At 29.7% G+C, this 20,863-nt stretch carries 22 protein-coding genes and 6 tRNA genes; 18 read left to right on the top strand and 10 right to left on the bottom strand.

Features of this window, described 5'->3' with window-relative positions:
* The first annotated feature begins 13 nt into the window (after positions 1–13).
* Complete coding sequence (locus L8X50_RS05955) at positions 14–640, top strand: trimeric intracellular cation channel family protein (protein WP_220566464.1); 627 nt, start codon at positions 14–16, stop codon at positions 638–640.
* A gap of 190 nt (positions 641–830) precedes the next feature.
* Here the strand turns inward: L8X50_RS05955 and L8X50_RS05960 are convergent.
* The 10 genes from L8X50_RS05960 to folE all read right to left on the bottom strand — a co-directional run bounded on the left by L8X50_RS05960 (position 831) and on the right by folE (position 9,525).
* Positions 831–905: transfer RNA gene (locus L8X50_RS05960), tRNA-Glu, on the bottom strand.
* Between the two features lie 54 nt (positions 906–959).
* Complete coding sequence (gene nhaA, locus L8X50_RS05965; protein ID WP_263660661.1) at positions 960–2,114, bottom strand: Na+/H+ antiporter NhaA; 1,155 nt, start codon at positions 2,112–2,114, stop codon at positions 960–962.
* Positions 2,111–3,271, bottom strand: a complete 1,161-nt coding sequence (nhaA, locus tag L8X50_RS05970) for a Na+/H+ antiporter NhaA (RefSeq protein ID WP_133319000.1) — start codon at positions 3,269–3,271, stop codon at positions 2,111–2,113. Before nhaA (L8X50_RS05970) ends, nhaA (L8X50_RS05965) begins: the two co-directional genes overlap by 4 nt.
* 84 nt (positions 3,272–3,355) lie before the next feature.
* Positions 3,356–4,327: an iron-sulfur cluster assembly scaffold protein gene (locus L8X50_RS05975; protein WP_263660662.1), complete on the bottom strand. Its 972-nt coding sequence runs from the start codon at positions 4,325–4,327 to the stop codon at positions 3,356–3,358.
* 10 nt (positions 4,328–4,337) lie between these two features.
* On the bottom strand, positions 4,338–5,516 hold the full coding sequence (locus L8X50_RS05980; protein WP_263660663.1) for a NifS family cysteine desulfurase: 1,179 nt from the start codon (positions 5,514–5,516) through the stop codon (positions 4,338–4,340).
* A gap of 126 nt (positions 5,517–5,642) precedes the next feature.
* On the bottom strand, positions 5,643–6,788 hold the full coding sequence (locus L8X50_RS05985; protein WP_263660676.1) for a hypothetical protein: 1,146 nt from the start codon (positions 6,786–6,788) through the stop codon (positions 5,643–5,645).
* A 79-nt stretch (positions 6,789–6,867) separates the two neighbouring features.
* A complete protein-coding gene (locus L8X50_RS05990) occupies positions 6,868–7,047 on the bottom strand; it encodes a putative motility protein (protein WP_133318997.1) in 180 nt (59 codons plus the stop codon).
* Between the two features lie 53 nt (positions 7,048–7,100).
* The gene (locus L8X50_RS05995) at positions 7,101–7,589 is read right to left on the bottom strand and encodes a hypothetical protein (RefSeq protein WP_263660664.1); all 489 of its coding nucleotides are present in this window, start codon (positions 7,587–7,589) and stop codon (positions 7,101–7,103) included.
* Positions 7,590–7,645: 56 nt separating this feature from the next.
* A complete protein-coding gene (fliI, locus tag L8X50_RS06000; RefSeq protein WP_220566469.1) occupies positions 7,646–8,953 on the bottom strand; it encodes a flagellar protein export ATPase FliI in 1,308 nt (435 codons plus the stop codon).
* Entirely contained in the window at positions 8,953–9,525 is a 573-nt protein-coding gene (folE, locus tag L8X50_RS06005; RefSeq protein ID WP_133318995.1) for a GTP cyclohydrolase I FolE, read from the bottom strand. Before folE ends, fliI begins: the two co-directional genes overlap by 1 nt.
* A gap of 109 nt (positions 9,526–9,634) precedes the next feature.
* On the opposite strand from folE, the gene tig reads away from it, so the two are divergent.
* The 17 genes from tig to L8X50_RS06090 all read left to right on the top strand — a co-directional run bounded on the left by tig (position 9,635) and on the right by L8X50_RS06090 (position 20,736).
* Positions 9,635–10,954, top strand: coding sequence for a trigger factor (tig, locus tag L8X50_RS06010; RefSeq protein WP_263660665.1), 1,320 nt, complete (start codon positions 9,635–9,637; stop codon positions 10,952–10,954).
* On the top strand, positions 10,954–11,541 hold the full coding sequence (gene clpP / locus L8X50_RS06015; protein WP_263660666.1) for an ATP-dependent Clp endopeptidase proteolytic subunit ClpP: 588 nt from the start codon (positions 10,954–10,956) through the stop codon (positions 11,539–11,541). Before tig ends, clpP begins: the two co-directional genes overlap by 1 nt.
* Before the next feature lie 16 nt (positions 11,542–11,557).
* Positions 11,558–12,598 carry a GGDEF domain-containing protein gene (locus L8X50_RS06020; protein WP_263660667.1) on the top strand — a complete coding sequence of 347 codons (1,041 nt, stop codon included), beginning with the start codon at positions 11,558–11,560 and terminating at the stop codon, positions 12,596–12,598.
* Positions 12,595–13,119, top strand: a complete 525-nt coding sequence (def, locus tag L8X50_RS06025) for a peptide deformylase (protein ID WP_220566472.1) — start codon at positions 12,595–12,597, stop codon at positions 13,117–13,119. Before L8X50_RS06020 ends, def begins: the two co-directional genes overlap by 4 nt.
* On the top strand, positions 13,116–14,624 hold the full coding sequence (locus tag L8X50_RS06030; protein WP_263660668.1) for a YifB family Mg chelatase-like AAA ATPase: 1,509 nt from the start codon (positions 13,116–13,118) through the stop codon (positions 14,622–14,624). The genes def and L8X50_RS06030 overlap by 4 nt, the downstream gene beginning before the upstream one ends.
* Before the next feature lie 8 nt (positions 14,625–14,632).
* Complete coding sequence (locus tag L8X50_RS06035) at positions 14,633–15,319, top strand: NYN domain-containing protein (protein ID WP_263660669.1); 687 nt, start codon at positions 14,633–14,635, stop codon at positions 15,317–15,319.
* A 2-nt stretch (positions 15,320–15,321) separates the two neighbouring features.
* Entirely contained in the window at positions 15,322–16,662 is a 1,341-nt protein-coding gene (gene rmuC / locus L8X50_RS06040) for a DNA recombination protein RmuC (protein WP_263660670.1), read from the top strand.
* Positions 16,646–17,992, top strand: a complete 1,347-nt coding sequence (locus tag L8X50_RS06045) for an NAD(P)H-hydrate dehydratase (protein ID WP_263660671.1) — start codon at positions 16,646–16,648, stop codon at positions 17,990–17,992. Before rmuC ends, L8X50_RS06045 begins: the two co-directional genes overlap by 17 nt.
* The gene (gene purN, locus L8X50_RS06050; protein ID WP_263660672.1) at positions 17,983–18,555 is read left to right on the top strand and encodes a phosphoribosylglycinamide formyltransferase; all 573 of its coding nucleotides are present in this window, start codon (positions 17,983–17,985) and stop codon (positions 18,553–18,555) included. The genes L8X50_RS06045 and purN overlap by 10 nt, the downstream gene beginning before the upstream one ends.
* Before the next feature lie 42 nt (positions 18,556–18,597).
* Positions 18,598–19,320, top strand: coding sequence for a TerC family protein (locus L8X50_RS06055; protein WP_220566477.1), 723 nt, complete (start codon positions 18,598–18,600; stop codon positions 19,318–19,320).
* An 88-nt stretch (positions 19,321–19,408) separates the two neighbouring features.
* A tRNA-Pro gene (locus L8X50_RS06060) sits at positions 19,409–19,486 on the top strand.
* 12 nt (positions 19,487–19,498) lie between these two features.
* Positions 19,499–19,575, top strand: a tRNA-His gene (locus L8X50_RS06065).
* 3 nt (positions 19,576–19,578) lie between these two features.
* Positions 19,579–19,655: transfer RNA gene (locus L8X50_RS06070), tRNA-Arg, on the top strand.
* Between the two features lie 27 nt (positions 19,656–19,682).
* A tRNA-Arg gene (locus tag L8X50_RS06075) sits at positions 19,683–19,759 on the top strand.
* 5 nt (positions 19,760–19,764) lie between these two features.
* A tRNA-Leu gene (locus L8X50_RS06080) sits at positions 19,765–19,849 on the top strand.
* A gap of 102 nt (positions 19,850–19,951) precedes the next feature.
* The gene (locus L8X50_RS06085) at positions 19,952–20,197 is read left to right on the top strand and encodes a hypothetical protein (protein WP_263660673.1); all 246 of its coding nucleotides are present in this window, start codon (positions 19,952–19,954) and stop codon (positions 20,195–20,197) included.
* Positions 20,194–20,736: a hypothetical protein gene (locus L8X50_RS06090; protein ID WP_263660674.1), complete on the top strand. Its 543-nt coding sequence runs from the start codon at positions 20,194–20,196 to the stop codon at positions 20,734–20,736. Before L8X50_RS06085 ends, L8X50_RS06090 begins: the two co-directional genes overlap by 4 nt.
* The last annotated feature ends 127 nt before the right edge of the window (positions 20,737–20,863 follow it).

Genomic DNA, 20,863 nt, shown 5'->3' on the forward strand with positions numbered 1-20,863 from the left:
GTTTTAACTCATTATGCTTTTAACTATACTTTATATTATCGGAATTACTGTTGATGCAATGACGGGGGCTATTGCTGCAGGACGGCACAAAATGGATCTTTTTGGAGTGATATTTATAGCTTTGGTAACAGCTATTGGTGGAGGTTCTATTAGAGATATTTTACTTGATCATCATCCATTAACTTGGATTAAAACTCCTGAATATGTCATTTTGATTTGTGTTGCGGCTATGATTACAACAAAAATTGCTAAATATGTTATAAGACTTGAAAAACTTTTTTTAATTTTAGATGCTATAGGTTTGGTTGTTTTTAGTGTTTTAGGTGCACAAATTGCAATAGAAATGGGGTATGGTTTTATAGTGGCTGTGAGTTCAGCTGTGATTACAGGTGTATTTGGTGGGATATTAAGAGATATATTATGTGCTAGGATACCACTTGTATTTCAAAAAGAAATTTATGCAGGTGTGGCCATATTAACAGGAGCTTTGTATTATATATTGCATATTTTAGGCATAGATGAATTATGGGTAATTCTTGCTTCATTGATTGTAGGAACTATAGCAAGACTTTTAGCGATACATTATGGTTTAAGTTTGCCTATATTTTCTTTTAAGGATGGAGAAAATAAAGAAAGCTAATTTTATTTTTTAGATTTTAAAATGCAAGTTTTGTTATTTATAATGTTTTTATAAAATCCCTGCGAGCTTTGCTAGTAGGCAATATTTATTTATATTTTATTTTAGAATATTTATTTGATATATTAAATTTATATTAAGCTTAAATATTGAAACTATCGTTTATGCTATTTTTATTTAGGAGTTAAAAGAGTGGTGACCCATACGAGACTCGAACTCGTGTTACCGCCGTGAAAGGGCGATGTCCTAACCGCTAGACGAATGGGCCAAAACATTAAATAAGAAATGAAATTATATCTTATTTAATTTAAAAAAAGCTTAATTATTTAATAAAACGCAGGTAAAAATAGCCAAATACACCAGAAGCTAATGAGGCTAGTAAGATTGCAAAGTTATCTACAAAATTAAATATATCACTTACTTCATAAGCAAGAGCATCTATAAAAAAGCTCATGGTAAAACCTATACCTGTGAGTATGCAAACTCCATAGAGTTGTTTAAAATTTGCATCTTTTGGTAGTTTTGCAAGTTTGAATTTAATCGCCATATAGGCAAAGCCAAATACACCTAGTTGTTTTCCAACAAAAAGTCCCAAAAATATACCCATGCTTACACCACTAAAAAGCATATGAAATTCTATTTTAGAAAGATCAACTCCTGCGTTTGCAAAAGCAAAAAGTGGCAATATTATAAAAGCTATCCAAAATTTTAAACCATGCTCAATTTCTTCTAATAAAGCATGATTGTTTTTTGTATATACAGGAATGAATAAAGCAGTAATAATACCTGCTAAAGTCGCATGTACTCCACTTTTTAATACACTAAGCCAAAGCAGAGCACCAAGTATATAATAAAATGATTTTCTTTCATTGCCCAAACGATTAAGTAAAAACAAACCCACAATACAGCAAAAGGCAACAAAAAAAGCTAAAGTAGAAAGCTCTCCTGTATAAAAAATAGCAATGATTAAAATAGCCCCTACATCATCAAAAATCGCTAAAGATACTAAGAATATTTTTAAAGAACTTGGTATGCGTTGTTTTAGCATTGCAAGTATAACTAGAGCAAATGCAGTATCAGTTGCAGTAGGTATAGCCCAACCTTTTAAAACATAAGTATCATTAAAATTAATAGCACAAAATATCAAAGCAGGTACTACTATACCACCTATAGCAGCTATTAAGGGTAGAGTAATATTGCTAAGAGTTTTAAATTCTCCTTGAACAAATTCTTTTTTTAATTCAAGTCCTATTGCAAAGAAAAAAATTGCAATCAGCCCATCATTAATCCATAACAAAGAAGGTTTAAAAAGCTCCCAAGCTCCTATTTTTATACCCATTTCTACACTTAAAAAATTCATATAGTGTTGTCCATAAGGGCTATTTTTGAGTAATAAAGCAAAGATTGTTGCTATTAAAAGCAACAATCCTCCTAAAATTTCAAGAGATAAAAAGCTTTGGAGGTTTTTAAATTTCATTTTTTGAAACTATAAATGAGTTTTAAATAAACATAGCCAATCACAGCACTTAACAAAGAGGCTATTAAAATAGCAAGCTTATCTGAATATGCAAAAATATCACTATTTTGATAAGCTAAGCCATCTATAAAAAAGCTCATGGTAAAACCTATACCTGTGAGTATGCAAACCCCATAGAGCTGTTTGAAATTAACATTTTGCGGAAGTTTTGCTAAACCTAGTTTTATACTAATATATGAAAATAAAAAGACACCTATTTGTTTTCCTAAAAATAAACCTAAAATAATACCTAAGCTAACAGAAGAAAACATAAAACTTGGATCCATATCTTTTAAATCAACACCTGCATTTGCAAAGGCAAAAATAGGTAAAATAAAATAACTTACCCAAGGTGCTAAATCATGTTCGATTTCTTTTAAAAAAGATTTTCCATTTTTTGTTTCAAGTGGTATGAACAAAGCAGTAATCACACCCGCTAAAGTTGCATGCACTCCACTTTTTAGCATGCTTATCCAAAATACTATAGCTATAATGATATAAAAGGATTTTTTAGTAACATGAAAATGATTTAATAAATAAAGTGCTAATATACATACCAAAGCAGCGATCATAGCAAATACTGAAAGCTCGCTTGTGTAAAATAAAGCAATCACAATAATCGCACCCAAATCATCAAAAATAGCCAAGGAAAGCAAGAATAATTTTAATGAAGTAGGTACTTTTTTACCTAAAAGCATTAAAATTCCTACTGCAAAAGCCACATCAGTCGCTGTTGGTATAGCCCAACCTTGTAAAGCAAAAGCATCTTTATAGTTAAAAAACGCAAAAATCAATGCAGGTACTATCATACCACCAAGTGCAGCAAATACAGGTAAAGACATAGCTTTTATACTATTTAGCTGTCCTCTTGTTACTTCATATTTTAATTCAAGCCCTATTGCAAAGAAAAAAATCGCAATAAGTCCATCATTAATCCATAAAAGCAAAGGTTTGAAAATTTCTAAACTTCCTGCTTGAAACCCAAAAGGAATATTTAAAAAGTTGGTGTATTGATCTGTTAAAGAGCTGTTTTGTAAAATTAATGCAAGTAAAGTGAAAAATATTAGCAAAACACCCGGAAAAGTTTCGCTTTTAACAAAGGTTTGAAGTCTTTGCATATAAATAGCCTTTTTAAATTTTTAATTAATGCGTTATTTTAACATAAAAAGGCTTGAAATTTAAAGTTTAAGCAGAAAAACTGCTTAAACAGGTATAACGCGTATGTTTGGACTAAGTTCTTCTTGTAAGATATTTTCTATAGCATATAAAGTTGCACCACTCCCACTTGAACAGCCACTACATGCTCCAAGATAACGTATGTATATATCTATATTTTTATTTTCACTTTTTTGGATATCGATTACTTCCAAATCTCCACCATCACCGTGTAACATAGGACGCACATCGCTATCTAAAACAGCCTCTACTGCTTTTAGTTGTTTAACCATGGTCATATCATCAAAAGCAATATCGGCTTTGCTTTGATCTTTTAGCTTTTCTCTTTCCATTTCAGCCCTAGTTTCAGCTAAAATATCTACAAGATAATAATCTTTTTTCTCATGTCCTCCAGGCTTAACACAAGATTTACAAAAAGCACCTGCTTTAGTAAATTGCGTGATTTCTTCTACTGTATGTAAATCATTTAGTTTGATTACTTCTTTGATGGTTCCAAGGCTTACCCTAGCACACTCACAAACTATAATTTGATCTTCAAAATCTTCAGGATTAACACCTTTATAATGCGCTGCAGCTTGTTTGATAACATCATAAGCCATAACCGAACAGTGCATTTTTTGCGGTGGAACTGCAGGAGTTTCAGGGTTATCTCTCATAGCAAATTCAACATCTAAATTTGTAATTTTTATAGCCTCATCTACAGTTTTACCTATACAAAGATCAACCATAGTATCACTACTTGCTATTGCTGTACCACAGCCAAAGCTTTTAAATTTAGCATCAATGATTTTATCAGTTTTTTCATCCACTAACCAATAAAGCCTAACCGCATCGCCACAGCTTTCAGCTCCAAAATCTGCAACAATAAGTTTTGCATTTGCTTTTTGTGCATCTTCTTGTGTAAATTCGCCCATATGTTGAGGGTTATTCATTCTATCTTGTACTTTTTGAGAATACTCATCCCAAATTGATCCGCCAATTAAATTATTCTTTGCCATTTTTTATCCTTTAAATATTTTCAGGCTTATATGCATAAGTACTTGAGATTGCTCTAAGTCTTTGCGTTGCTTTTTTTATTTGCTCTGCTGCATAATCAATTTCATCTTCTGTGTTAAATCTTGATAAAGAAAGTCTTAGAGCAGTATGAGCTAAATCATTTTCAGCACCAATTGCTTCCATGATAGGATTGCTCTCAAGTGCTTCGCTAGCACAGGCTGAACCAGTGCTTGCTGCTATACCATTTTTGTTTAAATCCCAAAGCATAGCTTCGCCTTCTACACCTTTAATACTTGCTAAGATGGTATTAGGAACCCTTCTTGATCTATTTCCAACTACACTTGTATCAGGCATAGCTAAAATTAAATCTTCTAATTTATCTCTTAATCTTCTAATGTGTGAATTTTCAAAGTCAAGCATAGTATTTGCAATTCTTAAAGCTTCTGCCATTGCTATAATATATGGCACATTTAAAGTTCCACTTCTTCTGCCACCCATATGCTCACCACCATGTAAAAGTGGAGTTAGTTCTATATCTTTTTTAATATAAAGCCCACCAACTCCTTTTGGACCATGGAATTTATGTGCAGAAAATGAAGCAAAATCAACTCCAGCTTTTGCAAAATTAACTTTGATTTTCCCAACAGCTTGGGTTGCATCAGTATGGAATAACGCTCCGTATTCATGAGTAATTTGAGCCATTTCTTCTATAGGAAAAATCATACCAGTTTCATTATTTGCCCACATAATACTCACTAGGGCAGTTTTATCTGAAATAACTTCTTTTAAATCTTTTACGCTAGAAACACCCTCATGATCAACACCAAGTTCTATAACTTTTACCCCTAAAGATTTTAAAAACATAGCACTAGCAGCTACTGCGGGATGTTCCACGCTAGAAATAATTACTTCATTTCTATCGCTATTTAAAATTTTATCAAAATACACACCTTTTAACACCCAATTGATACTTTCTGTAGCACAGGAAGTGATAATAATATCATCTAAATCACTTGCTCCTACACCTATATAAAGTTTATCCATAGCTTCTTTTAAAGCAGGATGGGTTGCACTACCCCATTGATGAAGGCTATTTGGGTTTCCAAAATGCTCTTTTAAAAAAGGCTTCATAAGCTCGTAAGCTTCTGGTGCAAGTTGTGTTGTTGCGTTGTTATCTAAATATACTTTCAAATTATACTCCTTTAATTAGGATAATTTTTATCTTTTTTGTTAATATACACTAAAATATTAAATTTAATATTAAATCAAGTAAGTTTTTAACTTGTGTAATAATTTACATTATTATTTTAGCACAAGTTAAGCCATAGCATTTAAATAAGAATGTAAAATTTTGTTAATACTAGCTTGTTTTTTTCTATTTTCTAAAAATTGAGTATCTAAAAGTTCTTTTTGAGTATTGATTTTTTCAAGATCAATATTAGGATTGTTTTGATTGAATTCTTCTTTTAAAACTTCAATTTCTTTACTAACTTGCTCGCTATAAAGACTATAAATAGAACTTGAATTGGCAAATTCTTTCATGTTAATGCTATGTTGATAGTTAATATATTGTTGAAAGAAAACTGAAAGCTTATCTTCTGAAGTGTTGTTTTTATCTACTCCATTGATATATAAATATAAATCAAAACTCATTTTTTCTTTGTTGTTTTCATTAATATAATCTTGCATACTCATTTGACCTCTCATGAGTTTTTGAAAATTTACACTAGAGGACATATCCAACTCAATAGGCGATAGAAAAAAATTAGCTTTATTGTGATTTTGTTCTTTTAAATCATGATAAATATAATTGAGCAGCAATCCACTTTTAGAAACCTCCCCTTGTTTATTTAAATAAGGTTTGATAACAGGATTACTAGCTGTATTTTCTATGCTTGCGTTAAACGCAAAATCACCTATTTTATTATCAAGCATTAAGGTGTTTAAATTTTTATTTGATTCTTTTGCATTTTGTAAATTTTTAGCATTTTCATAAACTTTTAAAATTTTACCCTCATAAGTATAACTATAACCTTGATTTAACTCTGAAATTTGAGCTTTACTTAAAAAATCATTGTCATTGTTTTGAAACTGTGGATTTATAGTTTTTAATGTGTTGTGATAAGTGTTTAAAAGTCTTGGTAAATCTATTTTGTTATAATTTAAATTCTCATCAAGCTTTATAAGTTGTTTTGAAATTTCTCTTATACTTTTTATATTAATATCATAATCAAGAGGCAAAGCAGCTGCTTTATTAAGATCTTTTTCAAAAAAACCTTGCTCGTTGATTCTAAAACCAAATTCACTTGCATAAGTCACTTTATAGTCTAAATTAGAACCATTGATATCAAGTAAATCACTTTTAATATTAGTATTTTCTTTTTTTTCTTCTATGTGTCCAGTTTTTGCAAAAGGATAATTTGCAAAATTCTGATACGGATTAACATTAGAATTTACAAACATAACTCTTCTCTTCAAAAATATTGCTTAACTTTTAAAAAGCAAAAGCTATGCCAAAATTTTTGAATTGAAGAGAAAAATTTTAAGCGTAAATGTCAAGTAATCCTGAACTAGCAGTAGGAGTAGTAGTTGGAGCAGGGTTTGCATTTACGCCTTCAAGTACTTGCATTACTGCATTTTCATTAACTTCTATGGTTTTTTTCATCATAGTAGTTGCAATGTTAAGCATTAAGTTTGCTTGATTGTTTGTAACTTCGCCCATAACATACTCCTTTTGTTTGGATCAAAGGTATTATCGGCAAAGTTTGGTAAATATTAAGCTATATTATAAATTTTTGATAAGTAATGATTGTGGATGTTTTCTTTTGCTTCAAGCATATCGATATAATTTTTAAATTCATCCATATCTTTAAAAAGATTTTTCATTGTAGTGCTAATTTCATTAGAAAAATTTTGAAGATTATTTTGGGCTTTTAAATATCTTTCGATTTGATAAATTCTCGCCACTTCTCTTTCGTATTCATCTTGAGTCATTCTTTTTGCACTGAATTCTTCATTTAGAACTTTTTTATTATTAATAATAAAAGATTTTTTTTGATTATTGATTTTAAATTCGATTATAAAATCTTCTTTTGAAGCGATAATTTTTAAATATTTTAATTTTGCTTTATCTTCTAATAAAACAAAACTTATGCATTCTAAAAACATATGTGTAAAAATTTCTCTTTCAAAAATATTTTGACAAATATCGGTATATTTTAAACCTAAGCTTTGTTGATGATCTAAAAATGCTATATTTGACATGATCTATCCTTTTTTCATGACTTTTTTATCAAAAAAAGCAAAAAATATTCCAACTATTATGTATCAATCATCTTAAGCATATTAATCGTATCTTCAAATTCAAAACTTTCTTCAGGATTTTGACTTAAAAATTGTTGCATAAAATCTTTTTTAGCAATAGCTTGATCGAGTTCTTTATCGGTACCTTTTTGATAAGCACCAATACGCAATAGCACTTCATTTTCTTTAAGCAAAGAATTTAAACGCTTAAATTTTCTAGCAGCTAGCTTATGTTCATCACTGATAATATCCCCCATAACCCTTGAGGCTGAATTTTGTATATTTATAGGTGGATAAATTCCAAAGTCAGTGAGTTCACGACTAAGCACTATATGCCCATCTAGGATAGATCTGCTTTGATCGGCTATTGGATCACTCATATCATCCCCATCAACCAACACGGTAAAAAAAGCTGTTATGGTGCCTTTACCTTCTTCCTTTCCTGTTCTTTCCATAAGCTGAGGTAAAAGACTTAAAACGCTTGGCGGATAACCTTTTGTTGTAGGTGGTTCACCTAGGGCAAGACCTATTTCTCTTTGAGCCATAGCAAAACGCGTTACGCTATCCATGATAAATAACACATCTTTACCTTGTTCTTTAAAATATTCAGCCACACTCATAGCACAAAATGCTCCGTATTTTCTCATCAGCGCGCTATCATCACTTGTTGCAACGATGATGACAGTATCATCAAGTTTACCACCAAGATTTTTTTGTATAAATTCAGGAATTTCTCTACCGCGCTCTCCTATTAAAGCTATGACTTTAATAGGAGCTTTGGAATTTTTCACTATCATACCCATAAGAGTTGATTTACCAACCCCACTTCCTGCAAAAATCCCAAGCTTTTGTCCTACCCCGCAAGTTAAAAGTGCATCTATTGTTTTAACACCTACTGGAAAAACTTCTTCTATCAAACCTCGCTTCATTGCATCAATAGGTGCTCGCATAATAGGCATAAATTTACTTGCCTCAATAGGTCCTTTACCATCTTTTGGTCGCATAAAAGGATCGACTACTCTTCCTAAAAGTTCATCACTAACTCCTATTTGCATACCTGCATCGTTAATAAAAGCACGATCGCCTATTTTAAAACCTTCCACAAAACCAAAAGGACTCAAATAGCTTAAATTTTCATCTACTTCTACCACCATAGCCATAGCTTCTTTACTCTCATCTTCACTAGAAACTATTTTAATGATATCACCTATGCTAGTTTTTAAACCATTTATTTCTATACTAGTACTTGAAATTTTAGTAATCTGACCAAAAACACTAGCAAGATTTTGTGAAGCAATTTTACTACGAAGTTTTTCTAAACCCATTAAAATCTAACCTGTTTTGCCGAGTTAATTAAAGTGAAAAATTCTTTTCTTGTTTTTTCACTTTTTAAAAAGCTACCTCTTAGTGCTGAAGTGCTAGTAGTAGAATTTGCTTTTTGCACCCCACGCATTTCAACACACATATGTCTTGCTTCAATAACTACTCCAACACCTTTTGCACCTACATGTTCCATTAAAGATTCTGCGATTTGTTCTGTGAGTTGTTCTTGAATTTGCAAGCGTCTTGCAAAAACTTCCACAAGGCGTGGAATTTTACTAAGACCTACGACTTTTTTATCCGGTATATACGCAACATGTACGCGCCCAAAAAAAGGTAAAAGATGATGTTCACAAAGACTATAAAATTCTATATCTCTTACTAAAACCATTTCATTGTTTGAGCTTTCAAATAAGGCATCATTTAGTATTTGTTTTGGATCTTGTTTATAACCACTATTTAAAAATTCAAAAGCTTTAAAAACTCTTGTAGGAGTTTTTAAAAGTCCTTCTCTTTGCGGATTTTCCCCGATAATTTCTAACATATTTTTTACTGATTGTTCAAATTTTTCTTGCATTTTTTCTCCATCAAAAATTAAAATTTTAACATATTTTTATTTTTATATAAAGTGATAAGGAAAATTTTGGTATATTATCAAGAAATTTTATTTAAAAAGGGAAAATATTATGGAAGTTACAGCAAAACTAATTGATTTTGCAAATGCAAATGCTACTGTGAAAATTGCTCAAGGAGCTATTAAAGCAGAAGTTGAAAAATTAGCTAAAAAAGCATCTAAAACTATGAAAATGGATGGTTTTAGAGCAGGAAAAGTTCCTGTTGCTGCTATACTTAAAAGATATGAAAAAGAGCTTACAAGAGATGCGGAGCAAGATCTTTTAAGAAATGCTGTAGATGGTGCTTTAAAAGAAGTTAAAAAAGAGGCTAAAGATTTAGTAGGTGAGCCATATTTTGAAAAATTTGATAGAAAAGATGGCGATATTGAAGCTCAAATGGTATTATCTTTTAAGCCAGAAGTAAAATTAGATGGATATGAAGAACTAATTCCAACTTATAATACACCAAAAGTAACTCAAAAAGAAATTGATGTAAAAAAAGAAGAATTATTAAAAAGATTTGCTACTCCTGAAGCGATTAAAGAGACAAGAGCTTTAAAAGAAGGCGATTTTGCTAAATTTGATTTTGAAGGTTTTGTTGATGGTAAAGCTTTTGATGGTGGAAAAGCTCAAAATTATATTTTAGAGATTGGTTCAAAACAATTTATACCAGGATTTGAAGAAGGTATGATAGGTTTAAAAGTAGGTGAGAAAAAAGATATTAATGTAACTTTTCCAAAAGAATATGGTGCATCACATTTAGCAGGAAAAGATGCGGTATTTAAAGTAAAAATTCATGAAATTCAAGAACTTAAATTACCTGAATTAAATGAAGAGCTTTTAAAAAACTTACTTCCTGAAGAAAAAGAGCCAAGTGTTGAAAAATTAGACGCAAAATTAAAAGAACAACTAAAAAATGAAAAAATCTTTAAACTTATCAATGATGAGCTTAAAAATCAATTTGCAGAAGCTTTAGTAGCTAAGTTTGACTTTGTTTTACCAAGAAATATAGTAGAGCAAGAGACAGATATGCAATTTAGAAGCTCTTTAAGAACTTTAAGCGAAGAAGAATTAAAAGAATTTAAAGATGAGGCTAAATATAAAGAAAAAAGAGAAAGTTTTAAAGAAGATGCGCAAAAAAGCGTAAAATTAACTTTCATTATAGACGAGCTAGCAAAACTTAGAAATGTTACAGTAAGTGATCAAGAATTAATCCAAGCAATTTATTTTGAAGCTTATAGATATGGTTTTAACCCACAAGAACATTTAGATAATTATAAAAAGCAAGGTGCATTACCTGCTATTAAAATGTCTTTAATTGAAGAAAAACTTTTTGCTGATATTTTTAAAAAAAATGATAAAAAGAAAACCGAAAAAGAAAGTGAAAAATAATGAGTTCATATATACCCTATGTAGTTGAAAAAACAAGCAGAGGCGAAAGAAGTTATGATATATACTCAAGACTTTTAAAAGATAGGATTATCATGCTAAGTGGTGAGATCAATGATGATCTTGCTGCTTCTATCGTGGCACAGCTTTTGTTTTTAGAAGCTGAAGATCCTCAAAAAGATATTTATCTTTATATTAACTCACCAGGTGGGGTTGTGACAAGTGGATTTAGTATTTATGATACGATGAATTATATTAAAGCTGATGTAAGTACTATTTGTATTGGTCAAGCTGCTTCTATGGGTGCATTTTTGCTTAGTTGTGGTGCTCCAGGGAAAAGATTTGCTCTGCCAAATTCAAGAATTATGATCCATCAACCACTAGGTGGTGCAAGAGGACAAGCAACAGATATAGAAATTCAGGCAAAAGAAATTCTAAGATTAAAAGCGATTTTAAATGATATTTTGGCAAAAAATACTAAGCAAAAACTTTCTAAAATAGAAAAAGATACCGATAGAGATTTTTTTATGAGTGCTATAGAGGCTAAGGAATATGGCTTAATCGATAAGGTTTTGGAAAAAAAGTTTTAAATAAGGAAACAAAGCAATGCTAGATGATGATTTATTTGCTGATTTAAATTTAAATAGCGATCCAACTCCAGCCAAAGAAGCTCCAAAAATTCAAAAAATTAGTGGAGGCGAATTTGAGAAATTTGCAAAATCTATTTTAACTGAACTTGTAAAAGATAATGTGCCTCCAACTCCTACTAATTATGGGGTTTATTTTCAAAAAATGCTTGAAGAGCGTCCAGGAGCTTTTAAGAAAAAAGTTGGTGAGATTATGGAATTTGAGCAAAATGATGATGGTCTTAAGCGTGCAAATATAGAACAAGAAATAAAGAAAAGTTTTAATTCTACTTCGGCATTATTGCAATATATTGCCATGATTTATAGGCATCTTGAAACAGTTAAAGATATGCTAAAAAGGCGTAATTCAGAACTTGCTATTAGTACAGGAAATTTAGCTGTTTCTAATGTAATCCATGCCCTTGAAACAGACCTTTCAAGATTTTCTAGCATTTTAGATAAGTATTCAGATGAGATTAAAGAAAATTTTGATGAGGTTAGACAGACTTATAAACATATAGAAGAGCAGAGTGATTTTGACTCTAAATTTGGAGTTTTTAATAAAAAATATTTTTTAGAAAATTTGGAAAAAAGCATAGAGAGTAATGCTAAATATAATTATTATACCTCTTTGATATTCTTTAGAGTAAAAGAGGAAATTTTAGAGCAAACTTATACTCAAAAAGAGAAAAATGCCTTTTTAAAAAGTGTTTGTAAAATTTTTAGTAAAAATATTTCTTCAAGTGATATAGTAGCACATTGTGGAAATAATATTTTTGCTATAATGATTTCTCATACTAATTTAGAAAAAGCACAAGAAATATGTAATAAAATTTTAGAATCCTTAGAAAATTCAAATTTTTTCTTAGCAGATAAAGAAATAGAGGCAGATGTGGAGGTTGCTATTAGTGCAGTTAATAGTGACAGCAAAGGTGAAGAATTAATAGAAAAATGCATTGAAGCTTTAAAAGACTCGGGAAAAAATTTAGAACCTTTTGTAATAGTGGAAAAAGAAAAATGATAAGAAAGATAATTACCTATCCTAATCCAAGATTATTTTTAGAATCAAAAAAAGTAGAAAATTTTGATAAAGATTTACATATACTTTTAGATGATATGTATGAAACAATGATAGCTAATAAAGGTGTAGGTTTGGCAGCTATCCAAGTTGATGTGCCAATTAGAGCTTTACTTGTAGATATTGGTGATGAAGAAGGTGAGCAAAAAGAAGACAAACAAACTCTTTTAGAAATCATCAATCCCATTATAACACCTTTAGATGATGAAAGAATTTCTTGTAATGAGGGTTGTTTAAGCATACCAGGCTTTTATGAAGATGTAATGCGTTATAAAAATATACAACTTGACTATCAAGATAGATTTGGCAAACCACAAAGTTTGCAAGCACATGAGTTTTTAGCAGTGGCTATCCAACATGAAGTTGATCATCTTGATGGACATTTATTTATAGAAAAACTTTCTTTTTTAAAGCGTCAAAAATTTGATAAAGACTTTAAGAAAAAATCCAAAAAAAATAAATGAAAAAGCTAAAATGTGCAAGTTTTTCTACAGAACTTGATATCATCGATGTAGAATCAACTTTCACAAGAGGTTTGCCAGGCTTTAGCATAGTGGGTCTTGCAAACTCTACCATCAAAGAAAGCACTGAAAGAATTAAAGCAACTTTGTTAAGTCAGAATTTTAGCTTTCCAGCACAAAAAATTACTATCAACTTAAGTCCTTCGGATATTCCCAAAAATGGTTCTCATTTTGACTTAGCTATTGCAATTTTGATTTTATTTCAAAAAGAAATTTTAGATGATTTTTTTGTTTTTGGAGAACTTGGATTAGATGGGAGTATAAAAAGCACTGCTAGTTTATTTTCTATCTTGCTTTTTTTAAGTACAAAAATACAAAATGCTAAAGTAGTAGTACCAAAAGCCATAGCACAAAAAGCTTCAATGATACCTAATTTAACAATTTATGCTTTAGAAAATTTAGCCCAGGCTGTAGATTTTTTTAAAGAAAAAAAATATGAGAATTATCATATATGCAATGCTCATCCTTTATTTGAAAATGCTATAAAACTTAATGGGGAAAAATATATAAAAAACACTAGCTTTCCTTATGATTTTAAGGAAGTTAAAGGCCAAGAAAATGCTAAATTTGCTTGTATAATAGCAGCTTTAGGAATGCATAATATTTTATTTGAAGGTAGTCCAGGTAGCGGTAAAAGTATGTGTGCTAAAAGACTTTCTTTTATCATGCCACCGCAAAGCTTGAAAGAAATTTTAGCTCAAAACGCTTATAAGTCATTAAATTCTTTAGATGATGATTTTAGCGCTAGTAGGGTTTTTAGAAGTCCTCATCATACAAGTACTAGAGCTAGTATTTTTGGTGGAGGAACTAAAAATGCCAAGATAGGAGAAATAGCACTTGCAAATGGAGGAGTTTTGTTTTTTGATGAGTTTCCTCATTTTTCAAAACAAATCATAGAAAGTTTAAGAGAGCCATTGGAGGATTTTAAAATTCTTATTTCAAGAGTTAATACCAAAGTGATTTATGAAACTAAATTTTTATTTGCTTGTGCGCAAAATCCTTGTCCTTGTGGAAATTTATTTTCTAAAAATCAAAATTGTCGTTGTCAAGAAATAGAAATAAAAAAATATAAAAACAAAATTTCATCTCCAATTTTAGATAGGATTGATCTTTATGTAGCTATGGATGAAATTTCACATAAGGATAAAATGAGTTTAACATCAGAGCAAATGAGCGAGATGGTATTTAAAGGATTTTTATTTCAAAAACAAAGACAGCAAGAAGAGTTTAATGCTAAATTAAATGATGAGCAGATGAAACAATTTTGTATTTTAGAGTCTTCTGCTAATGAAATTTTGCAAAAGGCTATAAATTCATATAATCTTTCTCAAAGAGGGGTAAATAAAACTATAAAAGTAGCAAGAACCATTGCAGATTTAGAGCAAAGTGAGTTGATTTTAAAAACTCATATTTTAAAAGCATTAAGTTTTAGAATGAGAAATATTTAGGAGCAAAAATGGAAAATAAAAGTATAGCAATTTTTATAGATGCGGAAAATATTCCTTCAAAATACGCAAAATCGATTTTTGGTATTGCTTCTGATTATGGAGAAATTGTTATAAAGCGAATTTATGGAGATTGGACTCAAAAAAATATACAAAATTGGAAAGAACAAATCGCACAATATTCTATCATTGCTATGCAACAATTTAATTTTTTAGCTAATAAAAATTCAAGTGATATGTATTTAATTACTGATATTATGAGTGTTTTTTATGAAAAAGATATTGATATTTTTATTATTGTATCAAGTGATAGTGATTATACTAGTTTGATACAGAAGCTAAAAGAAAATAAAAAACAAGTTATAGGCATGGGTTTAAAGCAAGCTGTAAAATCTTATGTGAATTCCTTTAGTGAATTCTTTTATTTAGATCAAGATAAATCAAAAACAAAAGTCATAATTGAAAAAGAATATATCAAAGATTTAATCAATATCGCAGAGGCTTTGATAGAAGAAAAAGGTCGCGCAGAATATGCTCAAATTCGTACCAATATGAACAGAAAACATGCAAATTTTATTCCACAAAATTTCGGCTTTAAAAATTTCAAAGCTTTGATGAAAGAACTTTTACCAAAGATGAAACAATTTAAAGAAGCAAATGAGAAAAATATTTATTTCCTTGAAAAAGCAAAGGCTTAAAAATGGAAAATATCTTAATAGCTTTTTTGGCTGTTGTAATTTTAGCTTTTGTATGGGTGGTATTTAAAAGTCAGAAAGAAAAAGTAAAGTTAGAATTTTTAAATCAAAACAATATGACTTTGCGAAATCAACTTTCTAATTTAGAGTTTGAAAAAACTACACTTATAGAAAAAAATTCCAAACTTTTAGATGAAAAAATATCGTATTTATCTAAAAATGAAGCTTTAGAGGCAAAATTAGCACAAAAAGAACAAACTCAACAAGAACTTTTAAATATGCATTTAAAAGAGCGTGCAAATTTAAAAGAAGAATACACTCAAACCTTAATAAAATTAGAAGAAAAATATAAACAAAGTTTGGCGGGATTAAAACAAGAGCTAGAGCAAAATTTCCAAAAACAAAATGCTAGTATCTTAAATCAAAACAAACTTATGCTCAATGAAGATACAAAAAAAATCTTAGAAGAAATTTTCTTGCCTGTGAAAAAAAGTGTTAAAGAATATAGTGAAAAACTCAGTCAAAATGAAGTTAGCATTAAAACACAAATTGATCATATGTTTAAATTTAGTCAAAATATGGGAGAAAATGCAGATAAGCTAGCTAAAATTTTAAAAGGAGATAAAAAAATTCGTGGTAATTTTGCAGAATTACAACTAAAATCAGTTTTAGAAAATAGTGGTTTAGTAGAGGGTGTGCAGTATAAATTGCAAGAGAGATTTCAAGATGAGGGTAAAACTTACATTCCTGATGCGGTTGTGTTTTTAGATAAACAAAAAAGTATAGTTATAGATGCAAAATTTTCTCTACCAAGTGATTTTAGTTTTGAAGATATTAGTAAAAATACCTGTCTTGATTTGGCTTATAATCTAAAATCAAGGATTGATGAGTTAGCTAAAAAGCCTTATATGCAGTATGATAAACACACTTATGAGTTTGTTTTGCTTTTTATACCTTATCAAAATATTCTAGATTTGATTTTAAATGTAGATCTTGAAATTTATCAATACGCTTATAAAAAAAAGGTTTATTTAACTACACCAAACACTCTTTTTATGGCATTAAATACTATAAATATTTCATGGAAAAATATACAAAGTAATGAAAATATCTTAAAAGCTTTTGATGAACTGGGTAAATTTCATGATAAATTTGCAGGCGTTTTGGATGATTTTGAAAAAATCAAAGAAAATGTTAAAAGATTAAATTCAAATGTAGATAATATGCAAACAAAGCTTACTCATGGAAGTGGAAATATCGCTTCAAGAGTGATAAAGCTTAAAGAGCTAGGCGCTAAAACTCAAAAATTTATAAAATGTGAGATGAGCGATGAAAGCAGTATTTAAAGATAATATTTCTTATGAAAAAAAACTTATTGAAAAAGGTTTGGATGAGTTTTTAATGATGGAAAATGCAGGTATAGAGCTTGCAAATTTGATTAAGAAAAAAAGTAAAAACATAAAAAATGCCAAAATTTTATTTTTGCTCGGTACTGGTGGAAATGGAGCTGATGGACTTGTGGCTATAAGGCATTTAAAAAAAGCTTTTGCTTTTGTTATGCCATATAAAAAAAATACAATGTTTATCAAGCAAGAGCAAATTTTAAAAAATATAGGTTTTAAATTTTTAAAAAAAGAACCTAAATTTAAAGATTTTGACATCATTGTTGATTGTGTTTTTGGGAGTGGTTTAAATAAAGCTTTAGATGAAAATTTGCAAAGAATTTTTAAAAAAATTGCTAAAAGTAAGGTTTTAAAAATAGCTTGTGATGTTCCTAGCGGGCTTGGACAAGAGCTATGTTTTAAGGCTGATTACACTCTTTGCATGGGAGTGATTAAAGAAATTTTATTAGAAGATTTTGCAAAAGAATTTGTAGGTAAAATTAAAATTGCAAATTTGGGTTTAAAACCTTACATGCAAAATACTTCAAGTTTTTTATTAGAAAAAAAAGATTTAAAACTTATTACAAAAAAGATTAACTCAAATAAAGGCGATTTTGGCCATATTTATATTTTTGCAAATAAAAGTGCAGGTACTCTAGCTGGACTCGGTGCTTTAGAATTTGGAGCAGGACTTGTATCTTTAGTGGCTAAAGAAAGTTTTTCACCTTTGATTATGCTAAAAGATGATATTGAAAGCAAAATAAATGCAGCTGCTATAGGTATGGGACTTGATGATTTAAGTATTTTAAAAGATGAAAGATTAAAAAACATTCCTTTAGTTTTAGACGCAAATTGCTTTCAAAGTGAAAATTTACTTTCATATCTTGCTAGAGAAGATGTTGTTTTAACCCCTCATCCTAAAGAATTTTGTATGCTTTTAAAACTTTGTTTTAATGAGGATATAAGCGTAGAAGAAATTCAAAACAAACGCTTTTTTTATGCAAGAAAGTTTAGTTCTAAATTTCAATGTGTTTTGGTATTAAAAGGAGCTAATCCTATTATTGCTCAAAAAGAAAAATTTTTTATAGTAAATTGTGGCAATGAAGCTTTAGCAAAAGGTGGAAGTGGGGATGTGTTAAGTGGTATGATAGCAGCTTTGCTTGGAGCTAAATTTAATGCTTTAGAAGCTGCTAAAAATGCAGTATTAGCTCATGCTTTAGTAGCTAAAAATTATAAGAAAAATAAAATTAGTTTTGATGCTTTAAAATTGATAAAGGGGTTAAAATGCTTATAAAATTAGCAATTTTATTTAGTGGCAATGGAAGTAATTTGGAAAATATTTTAGAAAAATTACATAAAAAAACTTTTGGTAAAAATACCTTTGAAGTAGTTTTATGTGTGTGCAATAAAAAAGAAGCTTATGGTATACAAAGAGCTTTAAAATATAACCTTAATACTCAAATCATAGAGCATGTAAAATTTACCTCAAGAGAAGAATTTGACGCAGAGTTGGTAAAAATTATAAAAAAAAGTCAAGCAGATCTGACCATCTTAGCAGGATTTATGCGAATTTTAAGCCCTATTTTCACTCAAAATATAAAAGCTATTAATCTTCATCCTTCTTTGCTTCCTTTATTTAAAGGTGCTCATGCTATCAAAGAAAGTTATGAGAGCGATATGAAAGTTGCGGGTGTTAGCGTGCATTGGGTTAATGAAGAGCTTGATGGTGGTAAAATCATTGCTCAAAAGGCGTTTGAAAAAGCTAAACTAAGCTTTGAAGAATTTGAAGATAAAATTCATAAATTAGAGTATGAAATTTTACCTGCAACTATTGTTGAAATTTTTGAAAATGATTAATTTTTTATCATTATAATTACGCTTTTTGTTTAAGGAAGGTAAATGTTTGAGTGGATTTTTAGTGTAGATGCTTGGGTGGTATTGCTTACTCTTACAGCTTTAGAGATTGTGCTAGGGATTGATAATATCATTTTCTTGGCTATTTTGGTTTCTAAATTACCACCAGAACATAGAGATAAGGGTAGAGTTTTAGGCCTTGCTTTTGCGATGATTACTAGAATTTTATTGTTATTGTCTTTGTTTTGGGTTATGAAGCTTGTCACACCTTTATTTAGTATATTAGGGAATGAAATTTCAGGTAGGGATTTGGTGCTTTTGCTTGGAGGATTGTTTTTGATAGTTAAATCTATCAAAGAAATCAAAGAAAGTATAACACATCAAGAGGAAAGTCAAAGTAATATAAAAATCAGCAATAAACTTTGGATTGTAGTTGCTGAAATAGCTGTGATAGATATAGTATTTTCTCTAGATAGTGTTATTACTGCTGTGGGTATTGCTCAAGATATAGAGATTATGATTATTGCTGTTATTATTGCAGTATTAGTAATGCTTTTTGCTTCTAAACCAATTGCAGATTTTGTAGAAAAATATCCAAACATTAAAATTTTAGCTTTGGCATTTTTAGTAATGATAGGTTTTGTTTTAGTATGTGAAAGTTTTGATATTCATATAGATAAGGCCTATATTTATGTAGCTATGGCCTTTTCTTTGGTAGTTGAAATTTTAAACATCATTTCACAAAAAAAACAAACAAATAATTCTTAAAATATTTAGCATTTTTTATGCTAAATATTCTTATTTATCTTGACTTTTAATATTTTTTTATGTAAAATAACGCTTTATTTTTATACATCGGGGTGTAGCGCAGTCTGGTTAGCGCACTTGGTTTGGGACCAAGGGGCCGAAGGTTCGAATCCTTTCACCCCGACCATTTTTATAAATGGTGAGTGTAGCTCAGTCGGTTAGAGCATCAGATTGTGGTCCTGAGGGTCGTGGGTTCGATTCCCATCACTCACCCCATCAGCGCTCGTAGCTCAACTGGATAGAGCGACAGACTTCGGATCTGTAGGTTATGGGTTCGATTCCTATCGGGCGCACCATAAGCCCATTGTTACTTTTATTTTTTTGCGCTCATAGCTCAGCTGGATAGAGCAACGGCCTTCTAAGCCGTAGGTCAGAGGTTCGAATCCTCTTGAGCGTACCACTTTTGCGGATGTGGTGAAATTGGCAGACACGCCAGACTTAGGATCTGGTGCAGCAATGCGTGAAGGTTCAAGTCCTTTCATCCGCACCACTAATCTAGATTTTACTCAAATATGAAAACCTATAATTTATTTTTAGTTGTACAATAATAATATTTTAAATTAAAATATATTGCAAATATTAGGAAGATATTATGGTAAATATATATCAAGTTAAAATTATCGAAAATTTTTGCAAGGATAAATTTAAAAAAGATACAAGGCTAAAGGATTTTTTTCATATCTTTTTGGCGCAAAATTTAGAAATTTATACCAATATAGAAGACCAAAATTATACCAAAGGTACAATACTAATATATAAAATTTTTGATATATGTATTATATGTATAAAAGATGGAGTTTTCGTAGGTCAAGAGTATTGTCAATTTAAAAAAGCGTGATAGATTATATAGTTGCTTATACTGATGAAAATATGAATGATGGTAAAATATCGCAACTATTAAGAGGTAGTTTTACATTAAAAATAGATAAATCAAATTGTTATGATAATCCAGATATTAAAGTTGTGTTTTCAGAAAAAGGCTTTTTGTTTCAGGCTAAATTTAACAATTGTGAAAGTAAATTTAAAGATACAATGACTATGTTTGCACTTTCTTTGGCTTATCGTGAGAAAATGGAGTATTATTTGAATTTGACTTCAAGTATTATAGATAAAGAAAACTACCATGATGTTATTGATATTAAAAAAGATTTTTATGTTTTTAATTTGAAATATTTTTTTAGCAACCCAATACATTATAACTACCAACAAAAACACACAATATGGAAAATTATATTTCATTATTATAATATTTTAGAGCAACATCAAGAATTAAAAATTCAAATAGAAAATCTTGTTGATATTTTGCATATTGAGCAAAATCAAGAAGAAGATAAAAAGGAAAAAATAAAAGAGAATAAAAGAAAAAAATTGAAATGATTTTTTTAATCATCGGTGCTTTTGTTACTTTAGCTTCGCTAGTTAGTGTATACAAAGATGCTATGGAATTACTTGGTTAAAGTTATAGTATCACTTGTTTTGTGTTTTACTAAAATTTAACTCTCTA

The sequence above is a fragment of the Campylobacter sp. CNRCH_2013_0898h genome (genome assembly GCF_025772965.1).
Taxonomy (GTDB): domain Bacteria; phylum Campylobacterota; class Campylobacteria; order Campylobacterales; family Campylobacteraceae; genus Campylobacter_D; species Campylobacter_D lari_D.